The sequence below is a fragment of the Paenibacillus sp. VT-400 genome, from assembly GCF_001029205.1.
Classification (GTDB): domain Bacteria; phylum Bacillota; class Bacilli; order Paenibacillales; family Paenibacillaceae; genus Paenibacillus; species Paenibacillus amylolyticus.
In genome coordinates, this window is sequence record NZ_LELF01000059.1 from 181441 (window position 1) to 194951 (window position 13511).

The 13511-nt window shown below is 48.3% G+C and carries 12 protein-coding genes; 5 read left to right on the forward strand and 7 right to left on the reverse strand.

The annotated features are described in order from the left end of the window. The first annotated feature begins 462 nt into the window (after positions 1–462). Both EL84_RS07685 and asd read left to right on the forward strand, forming a co-directional pair. Positions 463–1593 carry a YheC/YheD family protein gene (locus EL84_RS07685; protein ID WP_047841262.1) on the forward strand — a complete coding sequence of 377 codons (1131 nt, stop codon included), beginning with the start codon at positions 463–465 and terminating at the stop codon, positions 1591–1593. Between the two features lie 85 nt (positions 1594–1678). Next, on the forward strand, positions 1679–2470 hold the full coding sequence (gene asd / locus EL84_RS07690) for an archaetidylserine decarboxylase (protein ID WP_047841263.1): 792 nt from the start codon (positions 1679–1681) through the stop codon (positions 2468–2470). 347 nt (positions 2471–2817) lie between these two features. Here the strand turns inward: asd and EL84_RS07695 are convergent, their stop codons facing one another. Continuing rightward, positions 2818–3603 carry an AraC family transcriptional regulator gene (locus EL84_RS07695; RefSeq protein WP_036605807.1) on the reverse strand — a complete coding sequence of 262 codons (786 nt, stop codon included), beginning with the start codon at positions 3601–3603 and terminating at the stop codon, positions 2818–2820. A 178-nt stretch (positions 3604–3781) separates the two neighbouring features. Beyond that, a complete protein-coding gene (locus EL84_RS07700) occupies positions 3782–5239 on the reverse strand; it encodes a PLP-dependent aminotransferase family protein (protein WP_047841264.1) in 1458 nt (485 codons plus the stop codon). Between the two features lie 155 nt (positions 5240–5394). Here EL84_RS07700 and EL84_RS07705 point away from each other — a divergent pair, with 155 nt between their 5' ends. The 3 genes from EL84_RS07705 (at position 5395) to EL84_RS32490 (ending at position 7869) form a co-directional block, all read left to right on the forward strand. Beyond that, complete coding sequence (locus EL84_RS07705) at positions 5395–6012, forward strand: pyridoxamine 5'-phosphate oxidase family protein (RefSeq protein ID WP_047841265.1); 618 nt, start codon at positions 5395–5397, stop codon at positions 6010–6012. 178 nt (positions 6013–6190) lie between these two features. Beyond that, a complete protein-coding gene (locus tag EL84_RS07710; RefSeq protein WP_047841266.1) occupies positions 6191–7489 on the forward strand; it encodes an aminotransferase class I/II-fold pyridoxal phosphate-dependent enzyme in 1299 nt (432 codons plus the stop codon). 251 nt (positions 7490–7740) lie between these two features. After that, entirely contained in the window at positions 7741–7869 is a 129-nt protein-coding gene (locus tag EL84_RS32490) for a hypothetical protein (RefSeq protein ID WP_017692471.1), read from the forward strand. A gap of 169 nt (positions 7870–8038) precedes the next feature. Here EL84_RS32490 and EL84_RS07715 read toward each other — a convergent pair whose 3' ends face one another. The 5 genes from EL84_RS07715 to EL84_RS07735 all read right to left on the reverse strand — a co-directional run bounded on the left by EL84_RS07715 (position 8039) and on the right by EL84_RS07735 (position 13096). Next, a complete protein-coding gene (locus tag EL84_RS07715) occupies positions 8039–9256 on the reverse strand; it encodes an ABC transporter permease (protein WP_047841267.1) in 1218 nt (405 codons plus the stop codon). Between the two features lie 2 nt (positions 9257–9258). Further along, a complete protein-coding gene (locus EL84_RS07720) occupies positions 9259–10011 on the reverse strand; it encodes an ABC transporter ATP-binding protein (protein ID WP_036605802.1) in 753 nt (250 codons plus the stop codon). Between the two features lie 27 nt (positions 10012–10038). Then, positions 10039–11412: a DEAD/DEAH box helicase gene (locus EL84_RS07725; protein ID WP_047841268.1), complete on the reverse strand. Its 1374-nt coding sequence runs from the start codon at positions 11410–11412 to the stop codon at positions 10039–10041. A 395-nt stretch (positions 11413–11807) separates the two neighbouring features. After that, positions 11808–12581, reverse strand: coding sequence for an SDR family NAD(P)-dependent oxidoreductase (locus tag EL84_RS07730; RefSeq protein WP_047841269.1), 774 nt, complete (start codon positions 12579–12581; stop codon positions 11808–11810). 56 nt (positions 12582–12637) lie between these two features. After that, positions 12638–13096 (reverse strand): chemotaxis protein CheX, encoded by a 459-nt coding sequence (locus EL84_RS07735; RefSeq protein ID WP_036605799.1) that lies wholly within the window; start codon positions 13094–13096, stop codon positions 12638–12640. Positions 13097–13511: the final 415 nt, after the last annotated feature.

Consider the following 13511-nt stretch of genomic DNA (forward strand, 5'->3'; position numbering starts at 1 on the left):
GGCATCTGCCACTTCATTTATGACTTTTGCGGATTCCAGAGTACGGATGTACAGGCGTCAAGACAGGAAGGTTCGATGATCTTCGTGGAAATAGGCGTGTCAGGGCTGCAGAGGAAAGGCGGCTGTCCACGCCCCCGTCCCAGTCATGTCATAGGATATTATATCTAGGTCGTGTCTGAAAACTCGCTGAAGTGCATCTTTCACCGTCTTTTCGCCCCCTGCTGTGTCACTTTCCCTAGCCGTGCCCCGGCACGCCTGCGGAAAACTTCCTTGCTTGGAACGAAGATTCGGCAAAACCTGCTTCCTTCAGAGTTTTAGACACGCCCTGAGCAAGCACTAGTGCTTGGCGATGCATCTTACACACCGGTCTGCGTTATCGCGATGTCTGAGCCATGCGGTGACAGGCCGGCATTCCATGAATGGACGATCCATGGTCGCGATAACATCGAAGGAGGAACGGTCATGCTCCAAGAAACGATCGGCATTATGTTCGATTCACGCATGTACCGGGGGATACCGGCCGGAAGGACCGGTCAGGAATCACTCGCGAATTATGAACAGGCAGCGGCCAGTTATGGATTAACTCCCTGCTTTTTGAGGCTGGAAGATATCGATTCGGATCAAAAAACATGTCTTGCCTATGTAAAAAAAGAAGGCAGATATGTTCGCGAGCGCATGCCACTGCCCTCCGTCATTCATAACCGCTCACTCCAGCTTCGCCGGACGGAACAGCATCAGATCACCAAGCTGATGTTGCAGGGTATCCAGGTATTCAACGTTCGCAACCGGTACCGTAAAGATCACATTCATGACATGCTTCATCAGGACCTCGCCTTGCGAGAACACCTGCCCCGTGCAGTCAAAGCTACGCCAGAGTCTCTGGCCTATATGATGGAACAATATGATGACCTCGTCATCAAACCATGCAGCGGTAGCATCGGTCATGGGATTCTGCGAGTCTTTGAGCGAGATGGACAGTGGAAACTAACCTGTGAGACGAAGGCGGCACGCAAAGGGTGGGCTACCTTCCGATTGAGCAAAGGACAGCTTCCTTCCGCCACCCTAAGGCGGATCTTTCGCCATGCCTACCTCATTGAAGAGCGTATCCCACTGGTACGTTATGAGGGCAGGCCGGTAGATTTGCGGGTATCTGTACAACGTGGCAGCGATGGTCTCTGGGGAATAACAGGCATGTTTGCCAAAGCGGCTCCTGCCCATACGTTTGTCAGCAATATCGCCCAGGGCGGTAAAGTCATGAAGCTCGCAGAGGCCCTTGGATTAGGGGAATCTGGCTTCGACCTGGCTCGACTGGAATACAGAATCGGACTCGTTGCCCTTCGAATTGCCCAAAACCTGGCGGCCAGTCTTCCACATCTGGCTGATCTGGGTCTTGATCTCGGGATAACGCGCAGCGGCCAGATCTATTTTATTGAATGCAATGGACGGGATCAGCGTTACGGTTTTCGCAAGGCGGGAATGTCGGAACACTGGAAGGCAACGTACAGCAAACCGATGGCTTATGGGCGTCTGCTGCTGGAACAGAATTCAAGAATTCCGAGACAACCGCAGACATACGATAGGAGACTATATTGATTTCGTGTGCATTCTGTGTCAATATTATGCAGAACGGCCGGTCTTGCCGGCCTTGAAGTTCGCATTAACCCTAAGGGGGATATTCATGGCAAAAACGCTGTTGCGATTAATGACCGAGCTTTCTTCGCGCAAATGGATCTCCCGGACCGTGGGAGCCTTCTCCAAAAGCCGGGGAAGTAAGGCATTTATCCCTTATTTTGTCCGGACCTACGACATCCCTGTTCAGGAGGCCGAGAAAGACTGGAAGGAATACCGTTCACTGAACGATTTCTTTACCCGCAAATTAAAGCCGGGCATGCGCCCGTTGGAACTTTCAGAGCATGCACTGATCAGCCCGGTAGATGCCAAGATTACGGCAGCCGGTCCAATATCTGCAGGGACACTCCTGAATGTTAAGGGACAAAATTATACACTTGCTGAATTATTAAACCATTCTCCCCATCTGGAGAAGTACAAGCACGGGTACGGGTTCGTCCTCTATCTCAGCCCTCGCGATTATCACCGCATTCATGCACCTGTCAGCGGCCGCAAAATAGAGAGCGAACACATCAAGGGCAAAGTTTATCCCGTGAATGACTTTGGCCTGACCCATATGAGATCCGTGCTTAGTCGAAACGAACGACTCATTACGTATATCGCACATGATTACGGTGAAGTGGCGGTTGTCAAAGTAGGTGCGATGAACGTGAGTAGCATACAATATGCTGATACGGACACAAGTACCTGGGCACAAGGCGATGATCTGGCCTATTTTGAATTCGGTTCCACCGTTGTTCTGCTGACGCAGAGTGGCACATTCGAACCAAACCCGGGCTTACAGCCAGGCGATTCGGTCAAAATGGGAGCATTGCTTGGTCGTTTGAAACCGAAGAACTAATGAGTCCATACGCAAATAAAGAGGATGGCGCAGCACCTGTAACCAGGTATTGCGCCATCCTCTTTATGAATTCATATTCATCCATATATACATGCAATACGAAGCTTCGCTCCGTCGTTATTGGTCTGCTGAGTTCTCCTCAAAACCACACATCTTGCAAGTCCTCTGCCGGTTTGAAGCGACGCAGACGGTTCCGGAAAATATTGCATCCCTTCGTAGAGCATCCCCGGTTGCGGACCCGACGTTTTCCGTTCATCACAAGTTCCCCCTTTTGGTCATCTGGAATGCTAGATAATTACCCTTGCGTTCCAGACTTGAAACGGTGTCATGTTTTTCTCATCAGAATCTCAACGAATCTCGGACGGGCTTTTGCCGGTATACTGCTTGAACTGACGACTGAAGAAGAAAATATCCCGGTAGCCCAGAGCATCCGCCACTTCGGTCACATTCATGCCGGTATGCACCAGCAGATGTTCCGCCCGTTCAATACGCATGCGGATAATATAAGATTGCACCGAAGATCCCACCAGTTCCTTGAACTTGATCGAGAAGTATCGGGGCGATAAGCCAGCCCGCGCAGCCAGATCTTCCACCCGATGTGTAATCCCGGGATGCTGACGCACATAATTGGCGACCTCCTGGATGACATCGGACAACTGGTTGCTTACCTTTTTCTCCACAGGTTCTTCCGTATCGGCGCGCAGCAAATGAATCATCAATTGCTTCAGAATCAATCGACTCTCTTCATCACGTCCGTACACATCCGATAAGAATAGTCTTACATACCGTGCCAGCAAGTGCTCAAACTCCACCGTTTCCTGTACCTCGCGATAGGACTGGGGAACGTCAGCAACAGGCACGTCCACATCAAAATGAATATACGTAAGTACCAACGGTTTTTGCTTATTATGCGTTGCAGTAGGATGATCTCCTGGCCTGAACAAAAAACAACTACCCTTGCCAACTTCATACGACTGGTCATTCAGTACAAGCGTTCCTTCACCACTCCATACATAAAATAAATCATAGTTTTGCATCGGTTTTTCCCGTTTCTGCCACTTCCAGCCCGGTTCACAGACAATTTTGGCGACAGCGGGCAAAATAACAAATGATGACGGCGATGCCTGCAGCATGTCGCCACTCCCCCTTGATAGTTAATCTCTCTGCATATGGCATCATTCTGATCTGAATCTCACTTCTTCAATCCAGGCCATATGTATTTCAGTATCTTGCATGATTAAATACAACTTGCTCATATATAATCTCTGCTCCTATAGGAGCGAAATGTCTTATCCCATTATACAGCGGAATTCACCGAAACGAAAATGTGCACTTCTCCCAGGCTAGCCGCATTCGCCGGATTCCCTCTGTCATCTCTTCTTTCTCCAGATGTGCAAAAGCAAAACAGGCCGCCGGATGACCTGAAGTCAACCGATATCGCTCTGCATCACGGAACAATATGCCATCCTCCTGAGCAAGCTTTTTAAATCGCTGATAACTGTCCACATCGCCATTCCAGGTAGCGTAGATATGCAGTCCTGCATCACCAAGCTGCATCGTGAATGCCTCCGGCAACTGTAGTTCCATCTCTCGGACAAAAAAATCATGCCGTTCCCCATATAACCGGGTTAACCGTCGTAAGTGCCTCAGGTAACCTCCTCTGGTCATAAATTTTGCCAGTGCGCGCTGCTCCAGCAGTGCCGGAGGTACCGGTTCATACAACGCCTTGGCGGCAAGCAGAGGTTCTACCAGACCAGGTGGCAGGACGGCGTAGCCAAGTCGAAACGAAGCAACCATCGTTTGTGAGAATGAACCAACGTAGATGACGCGCTGTTCACGATCAAGCACTTTGAGGGGTTCAATTGGTCTTCCACCCCATCGGAATTCACTGTCGTAATCATCTTCAATGATGACCGCATTCCGCTTTGAGGCCCACGCAAGCAAGGTACGTCTTCTGTCCAATCCCAGCACGGCCCCTGTTGGAAACTGCCGGGTAGGGGTGACAAATAACGTCTGTGCCTCCCAAGGCTGAGGAATAATGCCTGCGGCATCCAACTCTGCCGGGATGATATGCCCACCACAGGACTTGACGGCATGGGCAATGCCCGGATACCCCGGATTCTCTAATACAACTGCTGCCCCCTCTGTGATCAACAACTGGGATAGAAGGGTGATGCCTTGCATTGAACCGCTGAACAATACAATCTGAGATGATTCAGCCTTAATACCACGTGTCCATCTGAGATGGGAGGCGATGGCCTCACGCAGCTCCGGATCACCGGCTACACCGCTTGATTCTCGCCAACCACTGCGATGAACCGCAGCGAGTGCACTCTTCCACTCCCCTAACGGGAAATGTTCCGCAGGCATGCGCTGCATTTGAAAATTAATGACGGACGCCTTCGGTGAAGACATCTGAGTCCGCAGGATTTCATGTTGCGTATTCAACCTCTGTACTCGTTCGCCCCAGGCAGACAGCTTGAGAACGGCTTCCTGTTTTTCATTTTCCTGAGTGGATAATGTTTCGGTGACAAATGTACCTCTTCCCCGATGTGCATGGACATAACCATCCGCAAGCAGCATGTCGTATACCTGAGCTACCGAACCACGTGACATCTCATATTGCTTTGCCAACTCACGGGTGGAAGGAAGCCGCGTGCCTCCCACCAATGTGCCTGCATGAATGGCATCACGTAACGCATGGTACAGTGCCTCATATTTGTATCGATGCTGAAGTTCATAGGTATCCATCGGCAGCCACAATTCCATCTTGCACCTCTCTTCATTTGTCTTCATCTGTGATCCCCGACTAATTGGCCTACTAAAGTGAATGTAAATTGGATCTATTTCATTGTCAATGTATGAACTATGGTTATCCATAAGATATGGCGTTTTATTATACAGTCAATGATGGGGGAATACACATGAGACGGAAAGAATTCACAGTAGATGAAGAACAGGAAATCACCGCATTTCTGGATCAGTGCTCCTTCGGGTTTCTGGGCACGGTCAGCCCGGACGGACAACCACGGGTTACACCGCTGAATTTTGTATATATGGACGGTTGCTTTTATTTTCACGGCAGTCTGGCTGGCGAGAAGATGAAACAGATCAAACAGGATTCGTCGGTCAGTTTCACAGTAGCTGAAGAGTTCTCCCTGATTCCATCCTATTTCAGTGATCCTGAGCTGGCTTGTCCGGCAACTTCTTTCTTCAAAAGTGTTATGGCCTTTGGTCAGGCTGAACCGGTTAAAGATCTGGACATCAAAGGTAAGGTACTACAACGATTCATGGAGAAACTCCAGCCGCAAGGCGGATATGTACCCATTGACGCTACTGACTCGCGTTACACAGGAAACCTCAAAGCTGTAGCCGTAGTCCGAATTATCCCAGAAAAGATCAGCGCCAAGTTTAAATTTGGACAAAATTGGTCTATTGAACGCCTGGATCATATCCGTGGTGAACTGGAACAGCGCAATGAAGGAAGAGATGCCGAAACTGCTGAAATGATGCGGAAATACTGTCCATTTCATCAACAATAAGTTTCATTTCTTAAGGATTACTCCAAGGTCTAATACAACGATAACCCACCCGAAAACCCTCTGCAACAACGCGGTAAAGTGATATAACTGTCATATTGCGTAATTTCCGTGACGGGGGCATGTCAAGGTGATATAATGTTAGGCAGTTGAATCACAAAGACTTGGAAGGATGAAAAGAATGAATCCACTGGCTGAACAGTTGAACGAAAGTATTCAGACAGGCAGCAGTCACGTCTACTCCATGCTGTCACAGCTTGGCAAAGAAATTTATTTTCCTAAAGAGGGGATTTTGAGTCAATCTGCTGAAGCAGCAAGCTTGGCCAAGACCCATAATGCCACGATTGGTATCGCCCTGGAGGGTGGTGTGCCGATGCATCTTCAGGTTATTCAGGAGAAGCTGTCTGCATTCCAACCAAAGGATCTGTATCCTTACGCTCCACCTGCAGGCAAACCTGAATTGCGGACCGTTTGGAGAGACAAGATGCTGAAGGAAACGCCTTCTCTGGAAGGCAAAACGTTTGGCAATCCGATTGTAACCAATGCATTAACCCACGGACTTAGTATCGTAGCCGACCTGTTCGCCGATGAAGGGGACGCTGTCATATATCCAGATAAAAACTGGGAAAATTACGAGCTGACCTTCGGAATTCGTCGTCATGGCCAGTTGGTTCATTATCCCCTGTTCGATGATCAGTTGAACTTCAACAGTGATGGTCTGCTTCAGGCTTTGCTTGATCAAAAGGACAAAGGTAAAGCCATCGTTCTGCTCAACTTCCCGAATAACCCTACAGGTTATACGCCTGGAGCCGAAGAAGCAGATGCCATTGTGAACACGATTCTTCAGGCAGCTGAAGCCGGTGTTAACGTGGTTGCTGTAACAGATGATGCCTACTTCGGACTGTTCTTCGAAGATTCCATTCATGAATCCCTGTTTGGCAAACTTGCCAACATTCATCCACGTGTGTTGACCATAAAAGTGGATGGTGCAACCAAGGAAGAATTCGTATGGGGCTTCCGCGTTGGATTCATTACGTATGCCCATGAAGATGCAGCTGTTCTGCATGCATTGGAGCAAAAAACACTCGGTATTATCCGGGCAACGATCTCCAGTGGCCCGCATCCTTCCCAGACTTTTGTACTGGATGCGCTCAAGGCACCGGAGTTTGAAGCACAGAAACAGGAGAAGTTCGAGATTATGAAAGGCCGCGCCAATAAGGTAAAAGCCATTCTCGATAGCGGCAAGTATGGAGATGTATGGGACTATTATCCGTTCAACTCCGGTTACTTCATGTGCCTGAAGCTAAAAGAAGTTGGCGCTGAAGAACTTCGAAGCCATTTGCTGCACAAATATGGTGTGGGTACAATCGCGCTGGGTGAATCGGATCTTCGAATCGCCTTCTCCTGTATTGAAGAATCCGGGTTGGAAGATCTGTATGAAACCATCTATCGTGGAGTTCAGGATCTGCGGACGACTTAGTTAACACAGACCTGTACCCTGAATGTTATAAGAACCCTTTGTATAACGGCGACGCTTCATGTCTCTGGATATACGAAGGGTTCTTTTGTGTTTTACATTTGCCTGATACTAGTCCATTCACCCCGGACAGCTGCCCAAAAGCTTTAATTTCTGGCTTTACCAGGCATCGGCCCAATCAGCCTACCCCCACGGCACATAATATACGATGTACGCAAGGGCGTGCCAAACAACCACTTGAAAGGGGAATGACCATGTCTGGAGTTGAAGATACAAGAGGCGGTTATGGATGCGGCGGTTACGGCGGAGGATTTACAAACACAGGTGCTATTCTCGTTCTGTTCATCTTGCTCGTGATTATCACTAAATCGTTCCTCTGTTAGTACCAATACACACTTACGCGAGAACCAAGTGATCTAACTACAAGATTCCATTACAGCACAAAGAAGGGTATTCCGGGACACAGCCCGGCATACCCTTCTTTTGTTATCTTTTGTACCTCTCACTGATGAACCCAATGTAATAATCCGAGTTGGTCAGGTGTCCGATCGTTTACTCGTCCTCTTCTTCCTTCAACCACTTGTTACCTTGCGAACGCCGCATGATCACAATCACCAGTATACCCAAAATAAGTGCTACTCCGGTGACAGTCAGTCCGCTTGCTCCGGCAGCCAGCATAGGCAACCACATGAGTAACGCAGCCAGTGCATGTAGATGGAATATGAATCCCAACACCTGAGAACGACGACTCTCACCCGAGATTGGATAGATCATAATCCAGAACGATTCACTATGACTGCGACGCAGCGCACCTAACTGAACACCTGCAAGCAACAGGAAGAACAGATACACCCCGACACCAAAGTAGCTGCCTGCTGTCCACCAGGATAGTAACATGCCCAGTACAACTAGGCGTAACACGATTGAGAACACTTCGGTTCGAACAAACGTTTTGGTTATCAAGTAACGGTAAGCTTTCCCTGCATTCCAGGGAAGACCACTCCCCAATTTGCTAAGCCAGCGACGCGAACTTACTTTCTGTCCGGATGAAGGTACATCCACAAACCAGCCAAGCGTACGCATAACCCTGCCAGCCTGACCCTGCTCTACCTGAATCAGTCGTTCCCACGCAACACGATGTTTCACCGGTATACGCAAGGCGACGATGTAGACAACAGCCAGCAACAGCAGGAACCAGACGCTGCGCTGCGGTGGCTGCCACAGCCAAGCGCCAACCGCCAGCACTGCCAGAGCCCATCGCAAGAGACGATATCCTCTTGCCGCACCGACCTGAACCATTCTTAGCTCTTGCCATGCTCCATAACTGGACAACCCTTTCCACAGCAACAGGAATACAATGAACCAGCCAAATGGCCGTGCATCCAGATCTGCTCTGACATAGAGCGGCCACAGTGTAACAAATACAAGCAGCAAGCCCAGAGTTTTATAGATGATGCCCCGGGCAAAGCTGTTCTTCAAATACTCCTGCATCCGGTATTCCTGTGGTCGCAGGAACACAATATCTGCCGGAAGCAGATATGTACGATAACTGCTAAACAGCACTAACGGTGCCAGCAGCAACAATGCAACCCAGCGAATCGGAAATTCCGCCGGAATGTTCTGGACAAACGATGTATACCAGGCGGAGAAAGCAATGACGAGAAATAAAAAGACCATAGCTACACCGCTCTGGATCACATAACCCAGATAAGGAAGAATTCCGTTCCAGAATCCTGTGCGTCTTTGCTTCCATAGCAGCTTGAGATCCATGCTCAATCCCTGCCTTGTACGAGGGAATAGAACATGTGCTCCAGCGTGGCATCCGATTCCCCGAATTGGGAGCGTAGTTCATTCAGCGTCCCTTGAGCAATAACCTGCCCACGGTGCAGAACGATAAAACGGTCACAGTAATTTTCAATCGTGGACAGAATGTGTGAACTGAGCAGGATGGATGATCCCGAAGCTTTCATCTCCAGCATAAAATCAAGCAAAGAGCGAATACCCAGCGGGTCCAGTCCCAGGAAAGGCTCATCAATGATGTACAGTGGTGGTCCTGCCACAAAAGCACACATGATCATGACCTTTTGCCGCATCCCCTTAGACAGGTGGGTCGACAGACTTGTACTTTTCTCATTCATACGGAACAGTTCCAACAGTTTCTCCGTACGTTGTTTGAAATCAGCCTCCGACACATTGTACGCTCTTGCCGTAAACTCCAGGTGCTCCATCACCGTCATCTCATCATACAGTTCAGGTGATTCCGGTACAAATGCCATAGCCGATTGGTAGATCTGCGCATCCTCGTCCCGCTTCTTGCCCATCACTCGCACTTCGCCCTGTTGAGGGGTCATCAAGCCGAGGATATGTTTCATGGTTGTGCTTTTGCCAGCACCGTTTAAGCCGATTAGTCCGACCATCTCTCCACGTCCAACTTCCAGATCGATGCCGTGAAGGACGGGCCGTTTGGCACTATAACCTCCGCTTAACCCGCTGATTTGCAGAACAGGCGATTGAACGTTTTCCATCTATCCCTGCACCCCTTTCGTCAGATTCTATTCTTCGGAGCGTGGCGTTTTATCTTTACTCCACTTGGGTGCTCCTTTGTTTTTACGATCCTGGTCGCGCTCCGTGCGGCCTGTATTACCCGTTGGTTTGCTACCTGCTGGACGCGAATTGGAGATTGTAGCTCTGGTTCCCCCATTACGATTGCCCTGACCTGGTTTGCGATCTCTGGATTGTCCTGGTTTTCTGGAGAACGAATGTCCCTCAGGCCGCGTGTCCGGACGCGGGTCAGCCTCCAGTACTTTACCGCCAAAGAGTACACGTTCTGACAGTTCAATTCCGAGTTCGCGTGCAAATTTACGCATAATAAAGATCTGTGTTTCATCCACAATGGACAAAACGATACCCGAGCGTCCCATCCGGCCTGTACGACCTGCACGGTGAACATAGTGCTCCGAGTCAAAGGCAGGGTCATAGTTAATGACCATTGGCAAGCCTTCGATATCCAGTCCTCTGGCAGCCACTTCGCTGGCAATCAGCAACTGAAGTTTGCCATTACGGAAGGCAGACAATACGTTACTGCGGGTCACTTTGTCAGCATCTCCATACAGCGCAGCAGCGGACAAGCCCAGATGATTCATTTTTGCTTCAACTTCACCAATATCTTCGGTTGCATTCACAAATACGATTGCCCGATCCGGATTGTACTGTCTAACCAGACGACGCAGCATGTCAATTTTGTTACGGTTTTCTTCTACAAAATAATAATGCTCCAGGCCCGCAGCCGTAGCTCGATCCGGTTCAATTCCGATCTGCACAGGCTCTTTCATCTCACGCTTTGCGAGTCCAGCTGTATGCTCATCAATGGTTGCTGACAGGAAGATCAGCTGACGGTCCCGCAATGCGCTCTTAAGTACAAAGTTCACGTCACTTACGCCGCCAAGTTGGAACACTTGGTCTGCTTCATCGATAACAATCGTAGAGACGTTGTGCATTTTCAGTTTTTTGAGTGTAATCAATTCCTTCAGTCGTCCCGGTGTACCCACAACCAATTGTGGATGCTCACGCAACTTCTCGATCTGACGTTTAGCCGCTGCGCCTCCAATTAGACCCAATACGCCAATCTTACGTTCTTCCGCATAACGCTGCGCTTCACGTACAATTTGCATCGCCAGCTCTTGCGTAGGTGCAATAATGAGTTTCTGCGTACCTTTGATATCCATTTTGATGGATTGTAACAGTGGCAGCAGATATGCCAGCGTTTTTCCTGTTCCCGTCTGGGATTTGGATACGACATCTCGGCCTTCCAAAATAACCGGGATCGTCTGAGCCTGTACAGGTGAAGGTTCGTTAATGCCATGTTTCGCCAAAACGGCCTCCAGATCCTGTTCCACGCCAATTGAAGCAAATGTTTGATTCGTCATGTATGTCCATCCTTTTAATTTATTCATTTTGATGTTATATAAGTTCAACTAAGGAGTAATTACACTGACACTACGAGGACAGAACAACCTTCCGATCACTGTTATCCCCAGATTTTTTTGATTCCTTTTTTTCAAAAGGAAAAATCCGGGGATAAAGGTGCACGCTTCGCTTCTTCAGGTTATTTCTGTCCTCTCCGTTATTGTGTAAAAGTTTAGTTGAACATATAAGTTGCTTGTATATTACCGAAGCCTGTCATCACATTACCTTTCATTATATGCGAAAAAAGCCTGTGTACCAAATCTTATTCCAGAATTGTATGTATACACGCCAAAAAAAAGAAAAGCCCCTCGGCGGAGCCTTTCTTTCATTCCGTATATGATGCCTTGTATCACATTTACTTCTGATTCATTACACCGTGCGACAATCGATCTGCAAGACGAGGAAATAGCTGGTACAACCATATGCCAGCAGAAGCAAGTCTTGGCAGATTCACTTCTTCCTTGCGCTTTTTCATCGCCCGAATCATATGACCCGCAACGTCTTCCGGTTTCAACATCATCCAGCGTACATTATTCACATAATTGCCAGAAGGGTCAGCCCGATGGAAAAACGGTGTATCAATCGGACCTGGATTAATCGTTGTCACCATGACTCCAGTCTTGCGAAGCTCCTGACGCAGCGCATTACTAAATCCGAGTACAGCATGTTTCGTAGCTGTATAGGAAGCGGATTTGGCTGTACCGATTTTGCCAGCCATGGAGGCCACGTTCACAATCTGACCTTTGCCACGTTCCAGCATTTGTGGAAGCACTGCTTTGGTGCAGCGGACAATGCCCATGTAATTAACGTCCATCATCTCATCGAATTCCTGTACAGACATCTCTGTCATCGCTGCGAATTTCCCGTAACCTGCATTGTTCAGCAAAATGTCGATTCGTCCGTATTTATGCAATATCGCATCCACAGCTGCCTGAACCTGCTCACTATCCGTAACATCAAGTGTGAGTAATTCATGCGGCCCTTTCAGCGAGGCACCAATCTCTTCCAGCTTGTCCCGTGAACGGGCAGCCAGAATTGGGATGGCTCCTTCTTCTATCAGCATCTGCGCACACAGCGCACCGATACCACTCGATGCACCTGTGATAAACACTACCTGATCTTTCAGCATCCGTGATGTCCTCCCGTATTGAACACATATTGCCTTTTGAGGCGTATGGTTCTATTCTACGAGATCATGACCTGAATATCCATCTCACCAATGCCGTCCATCAGCAAAGGAATACTCAGTGCTTTCGTTGCACTAAATGTAGTCAGATGTTCGGACTTCATCACTTGTGGAGGTGTAATATCGACCACAACACCCTGGTTTGACAGGATCGTGCTGGCGTTACCACTGATCATATTCCCCAGTTCGGAAATCGCACTTTTGCTCATTTCATCCATTTCTGTAATGACAAAACCACCCATCATCGCAGATACAATTTTCAATGCAACTTGTTCATTAATTCCAAATACAATGTTTCCGCTAAGTTGTCCGGTCATTCCGATCACGATCCAGACATGGTCTGCAATGTACTCTACATTTTTCACGCCAAGACTCCCGGTGGAAGGCGAAACCTGGATGAGCTGTTCGAATACGTTCCGTGCCGATTCCAGGAAAGGATTAATCACTTCCGCTTTCACTGTCTATGTCCCCCTCGCACTGGGTTATTGGTCACACACCAAAAGTCCCATATTCATTAAATTTATTATACTTTATCACGTACAAGAATTCATTAAGAATTCGTTAAACCATGTGTACTATAATTTATCGTCATCCGTGGGGCAAATGTTTATAGCTGATTCTAGCGAATAAACAGCGCTTTTCACTTCTTTTGAAGAAAGCATTTCGATCATCGTGCGTGGCAAAGGGCATTTAGGACTTTATTACTGCTTTCTCACAACTGTAAAAAAAATCAAATTCTTGTATTCGCGTTTTTTTCACAGTCTCTTGAACTACTTTTGATCCTGATCATTACCTTCATTGCTCTGCTGTCCTGAATCACCTATAATTTAAGATAACGGAACAATAACCAGTTACGGGATTACATCACACTAA

Coding starts and splice junctions, on each gene's coding strand:
- asd (WP_047841263.1), top strand. CDS start 1,679: ATGGCAAAAACGCTGTTGCGATTAATGACCGAGCTTTCTTCGCGCAAA.
- EL84_RS07705 (WP_047841265.1), top strand. CDS start 5,395: ATGAGACGGAAAGAATTCACAGTAGATGAAGAACAGGAAATCACCGCA.
- EL84_RS07715 (WP_047841267.1), bottom strand. CDS start 9,256: ATGGATCTCAAGCTGCTATGGAAGCAAAGACGCACAGGATTCTGGAAC.
- EL84_RS07710 (WP_047841266.1), top strand. CDS start 6,191: ATGAATCCACTGGCTGAACAGTTGAACGAAAGTATTCAGACAGGCAGC.
- EL84_RS32490 (WP_017692471.1), top strand. CDS start 7,741: ATGTCTGGAGTTGAAGATACAAGAGGCGGTTATGGATGCGGCGGTTAC.
- EL84_RS07725 (WP_047841268.1), bottom strand. CDS start 11,412: ATGACGAATCAAACATTTGCTTCAATTGGCGTGGAACAGGATCTGGAG.
- EL84_RS07700 (WP_047841264.1), bottom strand. CDS start 5,239: ATGGAATTGTGGCTGCCGATGGATACCTATGAACTTCAGCATCGATAC.
- EL84_RS07730 (WP_047841269.1), bottom strand. CDS start 12,581: ATGCTGAAAGATCAGGTAGTGTTTATCACAGGTGCATCGAGTGGTATC.
- EL84_RS07720 (WP_036605802.1), bottom strand. CDS start 10,011: ATGGAAAACGTTCAATCGCCTGTTCTGCAAATCAGCGGGTTAAGCGGA.
- EL84_RS07695 (WP_036605807.1), bottom strand. CDS start 3,603: ATGCTGCAGGCATCGCCGTCATCATTTGTTATTTTGCCCGCTGTCGCC.
- EL84_RS07685 (WP_047841262.1), top strand. CDS start 463: ATGCTCCAAGAAACGATCGGCATTATGTTCGATTCACGCATGTACCGG.